Source organism: Hoylesella marshii DSM 16973 = JCM 13450 (assembly GCF_000146675.1).
GTDB classification, from domain to species: Bacteria; Bacteroidota; Bacteroidia; order Bacteroidales; family Bacteroidaceae; genus Prevotella; species Prevotella marshii.
The window spans coordinates 1481555-1499976 of sequence record NZ_GL397214.1; the positions used below are offsets into that span (position 1 = coordinate 1481555).

Annotated in this window: 16 protein-coding genes; 5 read left to right on the forward strand and 11 right to left on the reverse strand. The window is 50.9% G+C overall.

Annotated features, from left to right (window positions below; genetic code table 11):
• Positions 1-227 precede the first annotated feature (227 nt).
• Positions 228-410: a hypothetical protein gene (locus tag HMPREF0658_RS06230; protein ID WP_006949431.1), complete on the forward strand. Its 183-nt coding sequence runs from the start codon at positions 228-230 to the stop codon at positions 408-410.
• Here HMPREF0658_RS06230 and HMPREF0658_RS06235 read toward each other — a convergent pair.
• From HMPREF0658_RS06235 to HMPREF0658_RS06255, 5 genes are all read right to left on the reverse strand, one after another.
• Positions 385-3201 (reverse strand): M16 family metallopeptidase, encoded by a 2817-nt coding sequence (locus HMPREF0658_RS06235; protein ID WP_006949432.1) that lies wholly within the window; start codon positions 3199-3201, stop codon positions 385-387. The two genes, HMPREF0658_RS06230 and HMPREF0658_RS06235, sit on opposite strands and share 26 nt — an antisense overlap.
• Positions 3202-3917: 716 nt before the next feature.
• Positions 3918-4970 (reverse strand): A/G-specific adenine glycosylase, encoded by a 1053-nt coding sequence (gene mutY / locus HMPREF0658_RS06240; RefSeq protein WP_006949433.1) that lies wholly within the window; start codon positions 4968-4970, stop codon positions 3918-3920.
• A gap of 8 nt (positions 4971-4978) precedes the next feature.
• Complete coding sequence (locus tag HMPREF0658_RS06245; RefSeq protein ID WP_006949434.1) at positions 4979-6145, reverse strand: mechanosensitive ion channel family protein; 1167 nt, start codon at positions 6143-6145, stop codon at positions 4979-4981.
• A 38-nt stretch (positions 6146-6183) separates the two neighbouring features.
• Entirely contained in the window at positions 6184-7350 is a 1167-nt protein-coding gene (gene dacB, locus HMPREF0658_RS06250) for a D-alanyl-D-alanine carboxypeptidase/D-alanyl-D-alanine endopeptidase (RefSeq protein ID WP_374188092.1), read from the reverse strand.
• 961 nt (positions 7351-8311) lie between these two features.
• Entirely contained in the window at positions 8312-9454 is a 1143-nt protein-coding gene (locus tag HMPREF0658_RS06255) for an OmpA family protein (RefSeq protein ID WP_006949440.1), read from the reverse strand.
• A gap of 286 nt (positions 9455-9740) precedes the next feature.
• On the opposite strand from HMPREF0658_RS06255, the gene cobU reads away from it, so the two are divergent.
• Genes cobU through cobC form a run of 4 tightly spaced genes read left to right on the forward strand, consistent with a single transcriptional unit; the run spans position 9741 to position 12654 of the window.
• Entirely contained in the window at positions 9741-10271 is a 531-nt protein-coding gene (gene cobU, locus HMPREF0658_RS06260) for a bifunctional adenosylcobinamide kinase/adenosylcobinamide-phosphate guanylyltransferase (RefSeq protein WP_024991090.1), read from the forward strand.
• A 15-nt stretch (positions 10272-10286) separates the two neighbouring features.
• Positions 10287-11336 (forward strand): nicotinate-nucleotide--dimethylbenzimidazole phosphoribosyltransferase, encoded by a 1050-nt coding sequence (cobT, locus tag HMPREF0658_RS06265; RefSeq protein WP_006949442.1) that lies wholly within the window; start codon positions 10287-10289, stop codon positions 11334-11336.
• Positions 11311-12114 (forward strand): adenosylcobinamide-GDP ribazoletransferase, encoded by an 804-nt coding sequence (locus tag HMPREF0658_RS06270; protein ID WP_006949443.1) that lies wholly within the window; start codon positions 11311-11313, stop codon positions 12112-12114. The genes cobT and HMPREF0658_RS06270 overlap by 26 nt, the downstream gene beginning before the upstream one ends.
• Positions 12115-12126: 12 nt before the next feature.
• The gene (gene cobC / locus HMPREF0658_RS06275; RefSeq protein WP_006949445.1) at positions 12127-12654 is read left to right on the forward strand and encodes an alpha-ribazole phosphatase; all 528 of its coding nucleotides are present in this window, start codon (positions 12127-12129) and stop codon (positions 12652-12654) included.
• A 336-nt stretch (positions 12655-12990) separates the two neighbouring features.
• Here cobC and HMPREF0658_RS06280 read toward each other — a convergent pair whose 3' ends face one another.
• The 6 genes from HMPREF0658_RS06280 to HMPREF0658_RS06305 all read right to left on the reverse strand — a co-directional run bounded on the left by HMPREF0658_RS06280 (position 12991) and on the right by HMPREF0658_RS06305 (position 18170).
• A complete protein-coding gene (locus HMPREF0658_RS06280) occupies positions 12991-13566 on the reverse strand; it encodes a UpxY family transcription antiterminator (protein WP_006949447.1) in 576 nt (191 codons plus the stop codon).
• Between the two features lie 67 nt (positions 13567-13633).
• Positions 13634-14197, reverse strand: coding sequence for an anthranilate synthase component II (locus HMPREF0658_RS06285; protein ID WP_006949449.1), 564 nt, complete (start codon positions 14195-14197; stop codon positions 13634-13636).
• A complete protein-coding gene (locus HMPREF0658_RS06290; RefSeq protein WP_006949454.1) occupies positions 14178-14885 on the reverse strand; it encodes a phosphoribosylanthranilate isomerase in 708 nt (235 codons plus the stop codon). Before HMPREF0658_RS06290 ends, HMPREF0658_RS06285 begins: the two co-directional genes overlap by 20 nt.
• Positions 14886-14924: 39 nt before the next feature.
• Positions 14925-15701 (reverse strand): glycosyltransferase family 2 protein, encoded by a 777-nt coding sequence (locus HMPREF0658_RS06295; RefSeq protein ID WP_006949456.1) that lies wholly within the window; start codon positions 15699-15701, stop codon positions 14925-14927.
• Positions 15698-16978, reverse strand: coding sequence for a glycosyltransferase family 4 protein (locus HMPREF0658_RS06300; RefSeq protein ID WP_006949457.1), 1281 nt, complete (start codon positions 16976-16978; stop codon positions 15698-15700). The genes HMPREF0658_RS06295 and HMPREF0658_RS06300 overlap by 4 nt, the downstream gene beginning before the upstream one ends.
• Before the next feature lie 46 nt (positions 16979-17024).
• On the reverse strand, positions 17025-18170 hold the full coding sequence (locus HMPREF0658_RS06305) for a zinc-dependent metalloproteinase lipoprotein (protein WP_006949459.1): 1146 nt from the start codon (positions 18168-18170) through the stop codon (positions 17025-17027).
• Positions 18171-18422: the final 252 nt, after the last annotated feature.

The following is an 18422-nucleotide window of genomic DNA, read 5'->3' on the forward strand; positions in this document are numbered from 1 at the left end:
ACTATTGATTTTCAAACATTTATATATTGTATAACCCCTGATTTAGGATGACAGTCTTTGTTGTTAATACTACGTATGTTTACATTTATTTTTGGTTGTCCTGATAAGGTTGGCAAGTTCAAAAATACGTGAGTTCGGGTTAAGAAAGTTCTTATAAAAGTTGGTAATCTCGTTAGTTTTTTGTAACTTTATAGTTGAAAATCAACAACTTACGAAATAGCCAAGCGATGATTACCAAAGACAAAGTTATAGAAATTTTCTGTATTATTGATGAGTTTGACAAGGGGGATAAGCTCTTAAAACTTGCCAGAAGTGATGAAATGAAAAACCGCACCAACCCGATAGAAACAAGGTTGGCGCGGCCTTTATCTGTTGATATTACACTTATTCGGGGCGCATTACCACTTTAATCCGATTACCACTCGATAACAGCCGGTCTTTGAGGAAAGCGGCAAGGTTTTCGGGGGTAAGTTCATTCACTACCTTTTTATAATCGGTATAGGTGTCGACTCCATAGTGTTTATAGGTCTGAAGTTTGACTATCCAATAGGAATTGGTCTTCGCATCTACATCAACTTGTTTAAGCATGAAGTCCTTTACTTTCTGCACCATATCGGCATCCATCTTCTGTGCGCCCTCAACAACACCTTTTTCCATCAACTCAATGGCAAGGTCGGTCTTGGAGGGGTCGCTAATGGGTGCATATAGCTGCATGAAGAGATTAGGATTGCCGGCCTCGACTCCCATGGAACCGTTGGCACCTACCGAGTAGGCTGCGCCGGCATCTTCGCGTACGGTTTTGAGGAGCACCATGGAGAGCACTTGCCCAACAGCACTCATCTTTACGCGGTCTTCCAGCGTGTTGTTACCTTTGGCGTAGTAGAAGTAGAACACGATGGGCTTAGGTGTTTCCATCTTACGGGTGAAGATGCACTTCACATCACCTGTAGCGTATGTCTTCACATCCCTGTAGTTGCTGCGGGCTTTTGAAGCGGGAAGTGAGGCGATATACTGTTCGATGAGCGGACGGAGCGTGGCTTCATCGAAGTTGCCCACAAATGTAAACGTATAGTTTCCGGCATTTCCATACAGCTGCTTGGCCATCTGCAAGATACGGTCGTAAGACACTTTAACAAGGTCTGACAGTTGCAGGTTAGCGAAGCGTGGATTATGACGATTGATGGTGTTCGTCAGCGAGTCGATGAAAGCGCTTTCGGGGCGCAAGCCTTTGTTCTTCAGCATAAGTTCGCTCTGCGACATCAGGTCGTGGAAAGACTTTTCGTCCTTGTTGATAGCGGTGAATTGCAGATAAACCAACTGCATCATCGTTTCGAGGTCTTTGGGTGTTGAACCGGCTTTCACGTACTGATAATCATCTTCGGTAGCCACCGACACGTGTGCCTGCTTACCGGCGAGGGCTTTTTCAAGCTCGGTATGAGAGAAGTTACCCAGACCACTGGCTGCTATGACATCGTCGTAGAGCTTGAGGTTTGCATAATCGGGTGCATCAAAGAGACTGCTTCCGCCCTTAGCCGATGCCTGCATGACAACCTCGTCGTCCTTAAAGTCGGTCTTTTTCAATATGACAGTGGCACCATTGGAAAGGGTCATTTCCTTGTAACCGAGTACTTTATTTTCTTTTACGCTCTTAATCTTTCCTGCCTTCGGCATCTTGGTGATGAGGGGTTCGTTCTTCACGTTGTCCACATAAGGTGTGGTTTGTTCGGCACGTGCAGCCTCGAGTGCAGCCCTCATGGTAGCCGGCGTGGGATAGGTGATACCCTCTTTCTCCTGTGCGAGGTCATAGACCACGAGGTTGGTATCGCTCACCGAAATCAGTTCTTTAGCAGCTTCGTTGATGGCCTCGAGGGGGATGGCCGGTGCCAGCATTTTCCATATTTGATATTCATCTTCGGCAGAAGGTATCGGTTCATTCCGCAGATAATGTTCGCGATACTTGTCTCCGTACTCGTCGTTCTTTACTTTATTACGGTTCGTGTAGGCTTTTTCGGCCAACGACAAGAACTCTTCTTTCGCCCGCAGATACTCTGTAGCAGTGAATCCGTGCTGACGTACACGCATCAGCTCGCGCATGCCGGCTTTCAGTGCATCGAGGTCTTTTCCTTCTTTGGCTACGATATTGAGTTCAAAGGCATCTTTCGTTTTGGAGATGAAATAGCGTCCCTCTTCGGCCGAAGCCTGTACGAACGGGCATTGCGGGTCTTTTGTCATCTCGCTGAGACGCGCATTGAGCATGGTCACGATGGCATTCTTCACATAGTCTTCGGCCATATAGTCTAATCCCACCTTGGCAGAATCGGGTGTGGCATCGTGCTTCATGTTGATGGATACTATGCTGAACTGCTGCTCCTTATCCTTTTCAAACAAGTAAATAGGCTCCACGTTGTCGGGCACGGGTGTCGGCACTACCTGTGCGGCATTCTTAGGTACCACGATAGAGCTGAAGAGCTTCTTGATTTGAGCCTCGGTATGGTCTACGTCCACATCGCCGACTACAATGATGGCTTGGTTATCGGGACGATACCATTTCTTATAATAGGCACGCAATGTGGCGGGGCGGAACGAGTCGATAATGCTCATCAGACCGATGGGCAACCGCTCTCCGTATTTGCTTCCCGGGTAAACTTTGGGCAGGATCTTCTCGAACAAGCGTTGTGTACCGCTGTTGCGCATCGTCCATTCTCCGTGTACCACACCGCGTTCTTTGTCTATTTCCTTGGCATCGAGTGTCAGTCCATTGCTCCAGTCTTTCAATATGAGCAGACACGAGTCAAGGGCAGACTGTCGCTTGGTAGGCACATTGCACACGCGGTACACGGTCTCTTCGATAGAGGTATAGGCATTCAGGTCGCTACCAAACTGCACACCGAGCGAGCGTGTAAAGTCAATGATGCCGTTGTCTTTGAAGTGTTCCGACCCGTTAAACGCCATGTGCTCGAGAAAATGAGCCAATCCGCGTTGGTCGTCGTTCTCGTTAATAGACCCCACACGTTGCGCAATATAGAAGTTGGCCACGTGTTCGGGATAGTTGTTCTTACGGATGTAATAGGTGAGTCCATTGGGAAGTTTGCCCATTCTCACCTCCTTGTCTACCGGTATCGGCGGCATTTGGGGCATCTGTGCTTGTACCAAAGCGCATAACGCCCATACGGCAAGGAATAGAAAGGTTCTCTTTTTCATAAATATATCAATTAAAATGAATTGTATCTTTCATTGGATGTAAGGTAAACAAACCGCCTATCACCCGATGCTTTCATCGGGGGTGGCAGGGTCTATCTTATGCAAAGATAGTGCAAGCAAGTGCCATAAGAGCTTAGTCTTATATGGCCGAGCGTAGCCTATCTTATGCAAAGATAGTGCAAGCAAGCGCCATAAGAGCTTAGTCTTATATGGCCGAGCGTAGCCTATCTTATGCAAAGATAGAAAAAATATACATACAAGATTCTAATTGAATGGATATTTTTAAAAATTTTACATCTGATTCCCGCCCGCACGAGAGTTCTATCCAAGGATATTTGAATTGTAAGCCTCGTAGAGGCGATGGAACACAGACAGTGGTGAAGCCCGTAGGGCAAGCGCTGAAACAACGTTCGCTGTGCAAAGCGGAGCGGAAACGAAATTCGCTGACACGAAGAGGAAGCAAAGCGAGGCGCGCAATATGTCAGCCCAGCGCGCAGCGCTGGGTATAGGGCGTTCCTCCAAATGAAGCGCTGTAGGTGCGACAGAGAGCAACAATATATGCCGTTTGTCGCAAGAAAGGTTGCCGACCTTTCTCTGTACAAACGCCATCTGTACCACGCACAAACGCCACCTGTACATAGGACAAACGCCACCTGTACAGGACATCATGACAGATTGGGGATAAAAAGAAAGGGTGAAAGTGGCGGAATAAAAGGTTAAGGGAGCGATTCCAACAGCCGTTCGATAAGGCGCGGAACAGCATAATCGTCGATGTCAGACTCGGAAATCCAAATGTACTCCGGCGGAAGTGTAGGCCTCACCTCCGTTTCCAAAAGATAAAAATCGGCCAACAGAATACGGTGAGTAAGTACATGTTTCACATTGCGGTGCAACATAGTAAGTTTGCCCATGGGTAAGGGCGATAGCGACAGTGCAGCATCCGCCTTTTCCGAGAGGCCGAGCGCTTGCGGAACGGGTGGCTCCCACAATCCCTGCCATATATCGCCCGAGGAGCGGCGGCGGATAGCCGTAAAGCCCTGACAGCGCACATAGATATAGGTGAGGCGGCGTGTCTGTATCTTCAACTTCCGCAACTTCACGGGCAACTTGTCGATACGACCTTCACTAAGTGCCACACAACTCCCCGACAAGGGGCAGAGCAGGCAGCGTGGTGATTGGGGCGTGCATTGGATGGCTCCGAAATCCATCATCGCCTGATTAAAGGCCGAGGGCGCATCCGGTGGTAACAGTTCCTGAGCCAATGCCGCAAAAGTTTTCTTGCCTTGTGTAGAATTAATAGGCGTTTCTATACCGAAATAGCGCGACAACACGCGATACACATTGCCGTCTACCACTGCCACGGGATGTCCGAACGCGATGGAAGCCACGGCCGCTGCGGTATAGTCGCCCACGCCTTTCAGCTTTTTCAGTTCTTCGTAGGTGTCGGGAAAGTTCCCTCGTGCGGCTATCTGCCGTGCAGCGGTGTGTAGGTTGCGTGCCCGCGAGTAGTAGCCCAGTCCCTGCCATAGTCGGAGCACCTCGTCTTCAGTGGCGGCTGCAAGATCTTCCACGCGGGGAAAACGCCGCATGAAACGCTCCCAATAGTCGCGTCCTTGGGCAATGCGGGTCTGCTGCAAGATGACCTCGCTCAGCCAAACAGCATAAGGGTCGGTCGTCTCACGCCAAGGCAGTTCACGCCGGTTGTGCGTAAACCAATCTAACAAAGCAGAGGTGAAACGTTTCACATCGGTAGGATGATGGGATGCCATGCCGCAGCTTACTGCACCGGATACTTCTGGTAGATGCGTAACCCGAACAACGGTGCCACGGCGTAAGCGTGTTCCATGAGGTCGGACATGGTATGTTCGTAGTTCTCCCATTCCTTATTACGCAGGAAGAAATAGAAGTTGATGGGCAAACCGTGGTCGGTCGCTTCTTGTTGTCTTACCAAGATGGTCATGTCGGAATTCACTTCGGGGCGGTTACGTAGGTAACATTCCATATAGTTGCGATAGAGACGCAGGTTGACGGGGTTGCCCTTCAGCTCCTCTTCGGTGCAGAGCCCTTGCTCCGACAGTCGGCGTTTCAAGGCCTCGTCTGCCACGACAATAGAACGGAAATCAAGGTAGAAGTTGCGGTTCACCCGCCGGCCGTCGCCCTGCGTCATGCCTTTCCAATTCTGGAAAGAACCGTTTACAAGCGTCAGCGGTGATACAGTGAGGATGGTGTTGTCGAAATTCTGCACCTTCACAGTGGTAAGCGAAATCTCCTGCACCACGCCATCGATGGCTGTTCCCTGCACAGTAATCCAATCGCCTTTGTGCACCATTTCGTTGCTCGTGAGCCGTATGCCGGCCACCAGTCCCTCAATGGTATCTTTAAAAACCAGCATCAGTACGGCCGACGTTGCACCAAGGCCGGCGAAGAGAGTCAGAGGGCTACGGTTGATGATGACCGACAGCGTGATGATGACACCGATAAAGATGGCTACTATCTTCAGTACCCCGCAGAACGATTGTATATACTGTTGCGATGACGAACCGATACGCGGCTCGATATAACGGAAGGAGTCGATAAAAACAACCGCCAACCGTACCGACATCACTACGATATAGATGGACGTGAGACGGGTAAGTGCTTCGTGTACCAATGGGAATTGATGGAAGATAAGGGGGAGTAGTTGCCATACCACGATGGCGGGAACGATGCGGCAGGCCGACAATAAGACGGTGCGGTTGAATAGGATGTCGTCCCATACGGCGGTCGTCTTGTTCGTCACTTTCAGTATAAAGGGTACCAATACCCTGTGACAGATAATGAATGCCAACCATGCCAGCAGCATAGTAACTACCACAAGTAACGTGTGGCGAACTACGGGTACGGTGCTTCCGGTGATACCCGTAAGTTCTATCAAATTGTCTATGAAAATACGAATAGTGTCCATATAAAATAATGTGTATGCAATGTTACGATATGAAGAGGCTACTGCGGAGCACAGAGGGTGTTGCACACATCGTCTTGGAAAGCACGGGCGCGTGCGCTCTGCATGACACCTTGGTTGATGATAGCAAAGCACAGTTTATGGCCGTTTGCGGCCGTGCAGTAGCCTGCGAGACTGATGATACCCGTCAGTGTACCCGTTTTGGCACGCACGTTGTCGTGGGCGAAAGTGCCTTGCATCCTATTCTTCAGTGTCCCGTCCGAGCCTGCTATGGGCAACGATGGCAATAAATGCAGGTAGATGTGGCTGTTGCGGTAGGCATGTTTCAGCAACGTTACCTCCAACTCTGCCGATACGTAGTTATAGAGAGACAGACCGCAACCGTCGGCAATGCGATATTGCGAAGCATTGAGGCCTAAACGGTCGATAAGCCGATGTATAATACTACGGGCATGCGATGCCGTGGCGGGACGATTGCCTGTAGCAGCGGCTATCTGATAGAACATGGATTCGGCATAGAGGTTGTCGCTCTCTTTCATCATGCGCATCAATATTTGGTCTATCGTGTGGAAACGCGTACATATCTCGTAGGCGTTGGGTGGACAGTTGTTGATACCGCTGGTGCCGTCTATCACGACACCGGCATCAGCCATCTTCGCCAAGAAACGCTCCATAAAGATGTCGCGGCGGGCAAAGACCAATGGCGACAGCACGGGGTTGTCATCGTCCCAGCACCAGCCTTCGCCCAACAGAGCAGTCTCTTTCATGCCCATGTCGGCATATACGGTTCCCCGTATGGTGTCGACGCCCATCTTCTTGATGCTCTCCACAAAGGCATTGATGTCATCGATATTTAGGCGGGGGTCGAAGCCGCCTATGCAGTAGAGGTCGCCGGTAAGTGTGCGGTCGGCAATGGTGCCGGTATATTTGAGTTGGGTCTTGAACAGATATGAGCCACCTAAGCGGTCGAGGGCTGCCACTGCCGTTACTATTTTCATGGTGGAAGCGGGGCGCAGTAATTGTCGTTCGTTCCGGCGATAGAGGACGGAGTCTGCCGTAAGGTCGTAGACCATGATGCCGACCTGCGAGGTCTGAAACAGAGGGTCTTGCAGCAAACTATCTATCGTGGTCTGTACCGAATGCGGCCACGGAAGTGTTTCAGAGGTGGTTGCTGTGGTATCGGGTGGCGCAACTATGGGGGTTCCCATGCCTGCACACGCCCATAACAATAGGCCGAACAGCGTCTGCCAACGTGCTGTTATGCCATGTTTGAACTGTATCCTCATTCTTTCGTTCTCCTTCTCGTGCAGGTATTTCTGTCGCTTCTCCCCCCCCCATCGGCCATGAGACGGCTCATCTAACATCTTAATATTGATGACATAGCTTCCTAACAGGCTCTTATGACCGCTTGGGGGTTAAGAAGTTTTTACACGGCAAAGGTACGAAATATTTCCCGCTCGTGCAAATCCCTTTTCCCGTTTTCAGATTCGTCATTTCCGTGCTTTGTACCGATGTTTGTGGCGGAGCGGCGGGGGAGGGATTTGGATGGGCGGGTCGGTATTGGCTCGTTCGTTCTCCCCATGCTCTGCGATGCCGACAAGAAGACCACTTTTCATTCGTAACTTTTCCGCCTCTTTTCCTTATGACTCCTTAGTATTTGATACTCAAAAGTTCGGGATTGCAACTTTTAAGGGTTGTAAAGTTACGATTCATAAGTCGGCATTCGTGCCCCGTACAGATGGCGTTTGTCCTATGTACAGATGGCATTTATCCGTGGAAAGGTCGGCACCTTTCTCGCGGCAAATCGTATCGTTTGTTGGGTCCTGTCGCACTTACAGCGCTCCATTTGAGGGAACATCATTTACCCAGCGCGATGCGCTGGCTGATATATTGCGCTCTTTGCTTTTAGCTCCGCTTATTCGCTTCGCACAGCGAACGTTGTTTCAGAGCTTATTCCATATATCACACAGTAAATTTATCACATCCATGTACGCCGCAAAACAACCTTTTTATGACCTATCTCACACCTCATGTCATTACAATAGGGTATTGCTGTGCCGCATCATCATACGATGAAGAGGGAAATAGAGTGGTAACGAGACACAAAAAATCCCGACATCTGTATAACCAGATGTCGGGATTATGATGATTTAATGGAAAGAAATATGATTACTTATTGTCTTTCGTGCTATCGTTAAATGTTGCTACACGGTTGAACTCTACCTGCTCAAAGAGCTGGTCTGTAACACCCATACCCTTTGTAATCAAACGATTGGCAGCAATCTTATACTTCTTGATAAGAGCATTCTTCACTGCCTCGGCACGTGCGTCGGAGAGTTTTTGGTTCAACTCGGGGTTTCCTTCAGGAGAAGCATAACCCTTGATCTCTACAACAGCAGAGGGGTTCTTCTTCATATATGTAGCAATCAACTCAATCGGAGCGTACTGTGCGGGGTCGATGTCGGCCTTGCCTTGACGGAAGAGTACGGTGGGCTGCAGGTTGGTAACCGTAGCGGGTTTCACGTACTTAGGCTTCTTGTTGCACTCGTCGAGGGCACTCTGCAGCTCTGCAATCTGACGATCCTTAGCAGAAAGCTGGGCATCTTTGCCATTGAGGTTATTGCGAAGATCGTTGATTTGAGCGTTCAAGCCATCAATCTCACCTTGGTCACGCATCTGAGCGATAGTAAAGTTGTGAGAACCATTGGAATTCTTGAACTTGTAAACAAAACCTGCATTCAGTTGAACGAAAGCTCTGTTGAGGTTGTATTGTACACCCTCGTAGCCTGTGCCGTTGAGTGCATAGATAACAGACGGCTCAACATAGAACTGCCATTGCTTCTTGGAACCGAAGTTAAAGGCGAAATCAACACCTGCTTTCGAGGTAAAGTTATTGATGTTCGTAGCATGCAGATTGTTGAAAGAGTGACCCCAACCAAGACCATAGAGGGCAATCACTTCAAACGGACGAGGTTCGCCCTTGTATCCGCCGAACCAATTGCTCAGGTTGACTGTACCCAGCAACGAGGTATTAATGAATCTTACGATAGTACCGAACGATTCATAAGGCTTGTTGGAGAAGTACACATTGCTCTCTACTGCCAGACCGAAGACGGGAGTAAAGTTACGGCCAATACGGAGACCTGCGTTAGGATCGAGGTCGTTCAACCACTTGTGACCGGTTGCTTTCGTAGCTACACCGCCATTGATACCAATGTAGAAGTTGTCGAAAGTCTTGCTTTCTGTCAGCGTTTGTGCAGAAGCAGATACTGCCATTGCAACGGCAGCAACAAATAAAACTAACTTTTTCATATCAAACTCTAAATTTATTAGTGATAAATAATTAATGTTATCTGAAATCTAATTTCGGCTGCAAAGTAATAAAAAAGTATTGTAACATCCAAATAAATCATACGAAAAAGTATGTTTTATAACACAAATAAGACAATTGACGGGTCATTTTGCCTATTTTTTGTATCATTTGCATACTATTTTTCATCCGTTAGCCTTTCTCTTATCGGTAAGAGACACATTCTCAAGGTAGAACGCAATACATCTCAATAATATTTTGTAAGTTTGCAGGTCTATGGAACATTCTATGAAGAAAATCATCCTAATCACGGGAGGTCAGCGATCGGGGAAGAGCCGGTATGCCGAGGAATTAGCACTCAGCTTGTCTGATACCCCCGTATATTTGGCAACAGCGCATATCTGGGACGAGGAGTTCCGGCAACGGGTGGCCATGCATCAGGCACGCCGTGGCGATAACTGGACGAACATAGAGGAGGAAAAACACCTAAGCCGACACCTTATATATAATAAGGTGGTGGTGATAGACTGCATTACCCTGTGGTGTACTAACTACTTTTACGACAGAACGGCCAACGAATGGGAGCAACACACGGTGGAAGAAGCCCTGAAGAACCTGCAGGAGGAGTTCGACCGATTCACCGAACAAGAGGCAGTATTCATCTTCGTAACCAACGAAATCGGCAGTGGAGGCGTGAGTGATAATCCCGTGCAACGCCGGTTTACCGACCTGGAGGGGTGGATGAATCAATACGTGGCTGCGCATGCCGACGAGGTGATACTGATGGTATCGGGCATTCCGGTGAAGATAAAAGGATGAGAAAACGGCATCGCAATGAGGAAATTCGATATACAAAAGCCCGATGAATCCTTGAGAGAGACCATCGCGCAGAAGATAGACAACTTGAACAAACCCAAAGGATCGCTCGGACGGTTGGAGTCGCTGGCCATGCAGATGGCTATGATTCAGCAGACACTTTCGCCCACGCTACGCCATCCGTGCCACCTACTGTTAGGCGGAGACCACGGTATAGAACGCGAAGGAGTGAGCCTTTCACCACGCGATGTGACGTGGCAGCAGATGATTAACTTCACCCGAGGCGGGGGCGGCGTGAATATGTTTTGTCGGCAACACGGCTTCGACCTCAAAATCGTGGACATGGGCGTGGACTACGATTTAAGTGCCTACCCTACCATCATCGACAGAAAGATTGCCCGCGGTACCGACAATTTCCTCTACAGACCGGCCATGAACGAGTCGCAGTTCCACCAGGCCATCGACACGGGGGCAGAGCTCGTCGATGAGTGTCGACGGGTGGGGGCAGATATCATTTGCATCGGCGAGATGGGCATCGCCAACACCTCACCCTCAAGTATCTGGATGAGTTTGTGGGGAAATATCCCCTTACAAGAATGCATCGGGGCAGGCTCGGGGCTCAACGACGAAGGCATAGCCCGCAAGTGCGCCATCCTGCAACGTGCCGTAGACAATTTCCTTGCCGCCGGAAACGACCCCGATAACCCTGAAACCGTGATTCGATACTTTGCCGGCTACGAGATGGCAGGCGCCATCGGTGCCATGTTGCGGGCTGCGGAACTGAAGATGGCCGTGATGGTCGACGGTTTCATCATGTCGGCCTGTATGCTGGCGGCTTCCCGTCTGTATCCCGACGTGCTCCGTTACGCCATCTTCGGGCATTGCGGCGACGAAGTCGGCCACCGACGCATGCTCGCACTCATGGATGCCCAGCCCCTATTGAGCCTCAACCTCCGCTTAGGCGAGGGCACCGGTGCCCTATGCGCCTTTCCTATCATCGACAGTGCGGTACGCATGATTAACGAACTCAACAACTTTCAAAATGCTCAAATCACTAAATACTTCTAAATGGTATGACCCACTTTGGGCAGCCCTCATCTTCTTCACACGCCTGCCGTTCTGGCGTCTGCACCAACCTCCACGCGAGAGTTTCGCTGCTGTTGTGGAGTACTGGCCGCTGACGGCATGGCTCACGGGTGGCATCACAGCCCTTGCGGTCTACTTCGGCAGTAGCATCTTCGGCATGCCCGTAGCCCTGATATTGGCCTTTGCGCTCCGACTGCTCCTCACCGGCGCACTGCACGAAGACGGACTGGCCGACTTCTTCGACGGCTTCGGAGGGGGCGGTAGTGACCGTGCGCGCATCCTCGCCATCATGAAAGATTCGCACATCGGTACCTATGGCGTACTCGGGCTTGTGGTCTACGAATTGCTACTCTTTGCCACCCTCACGCGGCTCACGCCGTTTGATGCCATGCTCACTATCTTTGCCGGCGATGCCTTTTCCAAAATGGTGGCAGGACAACTCATCCAGATGATGCCCTACGCCCGCACCGAAGAAGAGGCCAAGAACCGCACCGTCTATCGCCGCATCGGCTTTAAAAGTGCTATCGGCCTTACCTTTCAGGGGTTGCTGCCGCTCGTTCCGTTCTTCTTTTTTCTGCATGCGAGAGCACCGTGGGAGCTGATGCTTGGCCTACCTTGTGTCGTGATGTATTTCCTCTATCTACTGATATGGCGACGACTGAGGGGCTACACGGGCGATTGCTGCGGCGCCTTATGCCTGCTCGTTGAGCTCAGTTTCTATCTGACGGCCTCGGTCTTTCTCACCCCACTCCTACCCTAACCTGCTTTTCCTATGAATGTAGTATTGATTCGCCACACCAGCGTGGCAGTTCCCAAAGGCACGTGCTACGGATGGAGCGACGTGCCCGTGACCGACACCTTCGCACAAGAGGCCGCCCAAACCCGTCAGCAGCTCGAGCACTATCGGTTTGATGCCGTGTATGCTTCGCCGCTCACTCGTGCACGGAAGCTGGCCGACTTCTGCGGCTATCCGGCTCCGATACTCGACGAACGCCTAAAAGAGATGAACATGGGCGACTGGGAAATGCTGCGCTACGACGAGATAAAAGACCCCGCGTTGCAGACGTGGTTCGACGACTACATGCACTTGGCCGCCACCAACGGTGAGAGCTTCCCGCAGTTGTATGCCCGCGTAGCGAACTTCCTCGACCATCTCCGTAGCACGCCCCACCAATGTGTGGGCATCTTTGCCCACGGCGGCGTGTTGATATGTGCCGGAATCTATGCCGGCCTCTTCCCCCCCGAAAACTGTTTTACCCACCTCGTACCTTTCGGTGGTGTACAGGAAATCAGCATCTGATGCTTCGGCACGAGCAGAAAAGATACCGGGTTTACCGGAGGAAAAGCTGTAAGCAGTCATGCAAAAGTGTTAAAAAAGAGAGCGAAAAACGGCGAAAAATAAGGCCATTGTAACCAACTGATAACAAACATCTTACGAAGACGGGGGAAATAGATGCGCATCTCGTTCAAACTTTCTGCGCAGAAAGTTTAAACTTGGTGCGCAGAAAGTTTGGCCGACAACCGCATCTTTTTCGGCCAGGATTTAACAAAACTGTTATGAAGTCTTAAAAACGGAGGAGGTTTCATCGGCGACTTCCCGTTGAAACAATCCGATAAAAAAACGCGCTGCGGCCGCCTAATGCAATGCTTTGCAGCACCAGCGGCTCACCTTCACCATCACACCCAAGCCCGAAATCTCTTTCAGTAGATAGTACTTGCCCGAGCGTCTCACGAGCTTTCCATGCAGACCGCGCAACGGGCCATACCTTACTTCTACCGCCACACCTGCCTTGAAATGTGCCTCCTCCTCGTTGAGGAATTGCCGCAATTCTATCGACGGATGACACATGAGCATGAATTCCCGCATCTCCCGAGCAGGAATCTCACTATACTTGTTGCTGCGGGGATGGCTTCTCACTACCGACATCTTCAACTCCGGCGATGCCGACAACTGCGCCAGAAGGGCGATATCATGGGGCTTTTTCACAAAAAGGAGGTTTCTCACCACGGGTTTGAGCACGTGGTGCACGCGACCTCTTCCGTCTTCCACGTCGGCATACTGCATGGGCACGAACGTTTCGATTCCGTTCTCTTCAAATAGTGCCTTGGCTTCTTGTTGGCGAAGCGTGAAGAGACGAACGGCCAGCCACGGCGTGTCGTCGTGCAGACCGCTGGTATCAGATGGGGGAAAAATATCTGTCAGTGGGTTCATAACGATGGAGCAAAGGTAAGGAAATGAGGGTTAACGGCAAAATATAAGATGCGGAAACTGCCGGATTCTACAGCGACAGCCAGTTATCCATGATTTGCAAACCTTGGGGCGTGAGCACGCTTTCGGGGTGGAACTGTATGCCACACACGGGATGCATCCGATGACGCAGCGCCATGATGAGTCCGTCGCCGCTCGTGGCTGTCACCTGTAAAACGGAAGGGAATCCCTCGTCGTCCACCACCCAACTATGGTAACGCCCCACTGCGAACCGGCTGCCCAGCCCTTGAAACAACGGCTCATCCGGCAAGGGGATGCAATCGGCGGCGATGCCATGGAAGACATGAGGCAGATGCGTCAGATGCGCCCCGAAGAACTCGCCGATAGCCTGATGACCAAGACATACCCCTAAAATGGGCTTGCGAGTCTGATAAAGGCGTATGATTTCGCTCAAACGCGGCACCTCGTGCGGCAAGCCTGGCCCGGGGCTCAATATCAGGCGGTCATACCGTTGCAAGGTCTGTGGCTCGGCGTCATCGACGGATACCACCGTCACCTCGGCTCCCAACTGCTTAACAAGGTGTGAGAGGTTATAGGTGAACGAGTCATGATTATCAATGATGGCAATCCGCATGACGATGGTTTTCTGTCTGCCTCCCGTCTCTCAAGCGTTCGAGAAACGACTGCAACTTCTCTATATCCTTTATGCCGGCTGCCGTCTCGAAGTGTGTGTTGAGACTTACGCCCATGAACATCGGATGGCGCAGCCCACCCAAGCGGCTCGCATCCTCTGGCGCAATATCTCCGCCGATGATAAAGGGGATGTTGCCATCGTAAGCCTCCAGCAGACCAAGGTCAAGACGGTCGCCTGCTGTCGCCATAGGCAGATGGAAGAAAAAGGCATCCACCGCACCTTCATAATCTTTCCAACGACGTATATCGGCCACGGTGCGCACCGTCCATCCCTTGATGATGGCTATGCCGGGGCGGATGTCGGGGTCGAGCGTCCGACGCAGATTCTCGCAAGCCTCGCGCGTCTCCGTGCCCTGCAGCCGCACCGCATCGAGCCGGTAATTATAGACACGCGTCACGATATTCTGGGGCATTTCGTCCATGAACACACCCAAGCGACTGACCCGCGACGAGCGTGGAATATTCATATCAGCGACGGGGCGGTCGGGAATAATACCTGCCGACGAGGGAATCATGGGTAAATACCTCGGACTGCGCGGATGAAAGATAAATCCGATACGGTCTACAGCAAGCTGTTCCACCGCCCGTATATTCTCCGGCTCTCGTAAGCCGCATACTTCTACTATCATGTTGTCACCTTTCTTTCATTTATCTTTGGGAATCGTCATCTATTTTCGGATGGCCGAACGCAGGATGAACCATAAGTGCATCGCCACAGTGGGCAGCAGGCCGTAGTGACTTTTCATCACCCGAAACCGTTCCTGAAGCGATGCCCTGTGGTTGCGTACCGTCATTCCTCCGTCTAAATAGTTGACCACAACGGCATGCACAGGTTTCAGAGCGAGCTTCTGTCGCGTCGCCTCCCGCATGATGCGTATGCACCAATCTACGTCGGCCGAATAGCGATACGCCGTGTTATAGGGGGTATGGCGGGCGATGGAGGTGCGGGCATAGAAGGCTTGGTGGCACACCACCATGCCATGGAGGAACGAACGCCATGTGAGCCGTGCCGGTGGAGACAGACGACGATGCCGCAGGAAGCGGCCATTATCGTCTACGATGTCGGTATCGCCATAGAGCACACCCGGCAAGTTTTCGCCGTCGCCCACGCTGTTGGCAATGGTCTCGAGCGTGTCGGAAGCAGGGAAAACATCGCCTGCGTTGAGGAAGCATACGTAATCGCCCGTAGCCCTGTGCAGCCCTTTGTTCATCGCATCGTACAATCCGCTGTCAGGTTCAGACACAACGAACACGTTGTGACCCTCGCTTCGTTCATCGGAAGAAGCGCGATAAGCCTGTGCCATTGCTACGGAGCCATCGGATGAAGCACCGTCGATAATAAGATGTTCCACGTGCGGATAGGTTTGCGCCAACACACTGTCGAGAGTGCGCTGCAACACCTGCGCGGCATTGTAAGTAACGGTAACGATGGTAAATGTAATCATAAACGGGATGGGTTCCGGCGTAACGCCTCGTTGTAAACTTCTATATAGCGCGTAGCAACGGCACTTTGTGAATACTGCTGCGCCACTTTCCGGCGAGAAGCTTGCGCCAACGACTCGGTATCGGCCTGCATCAAAACCCATCGGATGCCCTCTGCCATGTCTTCGGCATCGCGGAAGCGGGCAACATAGCCGGTATTCCGGTGGTCTATCATTTCGGGAATTCCTCCCACACGAAAGCCTATGCAAGGCACACCGCACGCCATGGCCTCCATGATGGTATTGGGAAGATTCTCGGAAAGAGAGGGAAGTACAAAAGCATCTACGGCATTGTATATATCCACAATTTTGCGCGTATCGCTTGTATATCCGAGTGCATAGACGGGCAAGTCGAAAGCCTGTTCAAAAGCATCGGCATGTCCACCGAGTATCACGATGGCTGTGCGCTTTGCGAAATTGTCGTCACGTTGCGTCAGCATGTGGCAAGCATCTATAAGATATTGCATACCCTTATTGACATTCGTGATACGTTGTGCCACAAAGAGTACGAGTTTCACGGCAGCATCTTCGGGTAATCCTAACCTCCGTCGGGCAGCCGTTTTGTCATAGGAACGGAAGATGCGGGTGTCGATAGGGTTAGGGATGCTCACCACGTTGTTCTCTGCGAGCAGTGCGCTCTGCCTTGCCTGAGCGGAAAGCCATTCGCTGCACCCCACAAAAGTGAGATTACCTCGTGCATAGACTGCCGTCTTGCGTTGCCAGATTCGGTAAGAGAGGTCGCGGATACTGCCGCCTTTGGGCAGATAAGGACAGTACCGGCAATGGTCGGTAAAGCGTTGGCAGTCGAGTGCGAGGTGACAAATGGCCGTGGCAGGCCAGATGTCGTGCATCGTCCATACCACAGGTTTACCGCTACGGAGTATCTTCCGAATATCGGCAAGTGAGAGCATGCCTTGGTTCACCCACGAAAGGTGGATGATGTCGGCCTCGTTGAAAATGTCTAATGAGGTGATGTCGTTGCCCGTGTTGGCTATATCGATGTCGAAAAGATGCTGACGGGAAAGGTGCAGATGTAGGAATACGCACCATCGCTCCCATAGAAAATGCCACATCTGAAGCCACGACGATTTCAACCCTATCACGTTTACGTTGTCCGTCTCTTTGTCTCTTACCAGCATACGCGCCTTGATGCCGTTGTCGTTTAACGCCGTCATCAGTCGGTTGGCAGCAAGTGCCGCCCCTCCTGTTTTCTCGCTTGTATTGACGATTAACACCCGCATATCGTGGTTTGTTTGGGATAGGAAAGTAAACGAATGGGCAACCGCATTATCTGACAACGCGGATGGGCAGGTTGATATAGCCTTGAGGAGCGACGTCGGATGTACGCGTTTTCCTCTTCTTGGGGCCAGGCATAAGCGGACTGTTGTAGAGCACTTGCCGTATGCGATAGCGTTGGTCAGCCGTGAACTCGTAGCTTCGATTCACGGCATAGTCCATGAGGTTGGTGGCTATAAACATTTGGTTGGTGCAACTGAGACGTTTCAGCAGGTCGGAGAACTTACGTTGCTCTTTGCTGTGTGTGTTGAGGTAGTAGGTAACGTAAGCATCGTATTCGTCTTTGTTGTACGACGGCGTGTCGCGGCAATAGTCGGTGTCTTCGCAACCATTGGCCGTGCCGCCGTTTTCCGTCTCGGAAAAGGTGTGATGCAGTCCTAAATAATGCCCTAACTCGTGTGCGAGCGTCACGTTGATGTCGGTAGACGAATACAGATAACCCTCCTTTCTTTTGGCAGGGTCGGTGTATCGGCTCGACTCGTCGTTGATATACCGGCTGTTGATGGATGCACTATAGGCGAATCTCAGGTTGCGCTTCGTGATGTTGTGGTTCGATGCCAAATGCAAGCCTTCTAAGTCGGTCTCGTCCCTTACGATATAGGGAAGATGGCTAAGGCCGAGCAAGATTCCGCCGCTATGGTTTTGTTTGTAGTGGAAGAGCATCACGTTGACATATTCGTTGGGTTCCCACAGATATTTCTCATTCCCATCTTCCTGATTGGTCAGAAACCGATAGGCATCAATGGGATATTCGCCCTCGTAGCGTATATAGTCTACACCGGGAATCGGCAACTTGCGCCCTTGTTCATCGTATTCGGCCAGAAAGAACTGCACGCGTATGTTTTGGCTTTCGCCGTAGACGTCGCCTCGGTAGAGTTCATTGACATGGGCGAGAATCTGCCCCAGGCGTTCCACGCTCACGTATTGCGTGGGGTCTGCAGCGTTGGTATATAAGATATGGAAGACAACCGGCAGACGATAGGTGTAGCTGTCATCGAGCGTGGCGGTGGTGTTATCGTCGTCTTCATCGACTATCTCTGAAGAAGAACGAGAACGGTTGCTGTCTCCATCGCTGCACGCGGTAAAAGAAAGAGCAAAGCCGATGGATAGACAGAGGACAAGTTGCTTGATATACATGCATTGGATTTTAGATGCAAAAGTAGTAAAACATCTTTGAACGGACAAACAAATCATCTCAAATCGGCCATGAGTGCCTGTTCATAAGTTCCACTAAGAAGTGCAAATAGTCTCTTTTTTATTAAAAGAGGACTATGAAAAACACTCGGGGAACGCCGTCGGCAAGGGGCTGAAAGCCCCGACGAGCCAAAATAAAAGTCTTAATGTTTGCGGAGCTTCCGCAAATGACAAAATAAAAATTTTAGTGCTTGC

Bases quoted from the DNA above. Each gene is read 5' to 3' on its own strand.
- HMPREF0658_RS06230 (WP_006949431.1), top strand. From the start codon at position 228: ATGATTACCAAAGACAAAGTTATAGAAATTTTCTGTATTATTGATGAG.
- HMPREF0658_RS06235 (WP_006949432.1), bottom strand. From the start codon at position 3,201: ATGAAAAAGAGAACCTTTCTATTCCTTGCCGTATGGGCGTTATGCGCT.
- mutY (WP_006949433.1), bottom strand. From the start codon at position 4,970: ATGGCATCCCATCATCCTACCGATGTGAAACGTTTCACCTCTGCTTTG.
- HMPREF0658_RS06245 (WP_006949434.1), bottom strand. From the start codon at position 6,145: ATGGACACTATTCGTATTTTCATAGACAATTTGATAGAACTTACGGGT.
- dacB (WP_374188092.1), bottom strand. From the start codon at position 7,350: ATGGGAACCCCCATAGTTGCGCCACCCGATACCACAGCAACCACCTCT.
- HMPREF0658_RS06255 (WP_006949440.1), bottom strand. From the start codon at position 9,454: ATGAAAAAGTTAGTTTTATTTGTTGCTGCCGTTGCAATGGCAGTATCT.
- cobU (WP_024991090.1), top strand. From the start codon at position 9,741: ATGAAGAAAATCATCCTAATCACGGGAGGTCAGCGATCGGGGAAGAGC.
- cobT (WP_006949442.1), top strand. From the start codon at position 10,287: ATGAGGAAATTCGATATACAAAAGCCCGATGAATCCTTGAGAGAGACC.
- HMPREF0658_RS06270 (WP_006949443.1), top strand. From the start codon at position 11,311: ATGCTCAAATCACTAAATACTTCTAAATGGTATGACCCACTTTGGGCA.
- cobC (WP_006949445.1), top strand. From the start codon at position 12,127: ATGAATGTAGTATTGATTCGCCACACCAGCGTGGCAGTTCCCAAAGGC.
- HMPREF0658_RS06280 (WP_006949447.1), bottom strand. From the start codon at position 13,566: ATGAACCCACTGACAGATATTTTTCCCCCATCTGATACCAGCGGTCTG.
- HMPREF0658_RS06285 (WP_006949449.1), bottom strand. From the start codon at position 14,197: ATGCGGATTGCCATCATTGATAATCATGACTCGTTCACCTATAACCTC.
- HMPREF0658_RS06290 (WP_006949454.1), bottom strand. From the start codon at position 14,885: ATGATAGTAGAAGTATGCGGCTTACGAGAGCCGGAGAATATACGGGCG.
- HMPREF0658_RS06295 (WP_006949456.1), bottom strand. From the start codon at position 15,701: ATGATTACATTTACCATCGTTACCGTTACTTACAATGCCGCGCAGGTG.
- HMPREF0658_RS06300 (WP_006949457.1), bottom strand. From the start codon at position 16,978: ATGCGGGTGTTAATCGTCAATACAAGCGAGAAAACAGGAGGGGCGGCA.
- HMPREF0658_RS06305 (WP_006949459.1), bottom strand. From the start codon at position 18,170: ATGTATATCAAGCAACTTGTCCTCTGTCTATCCATCGGCTTTGCTCTT.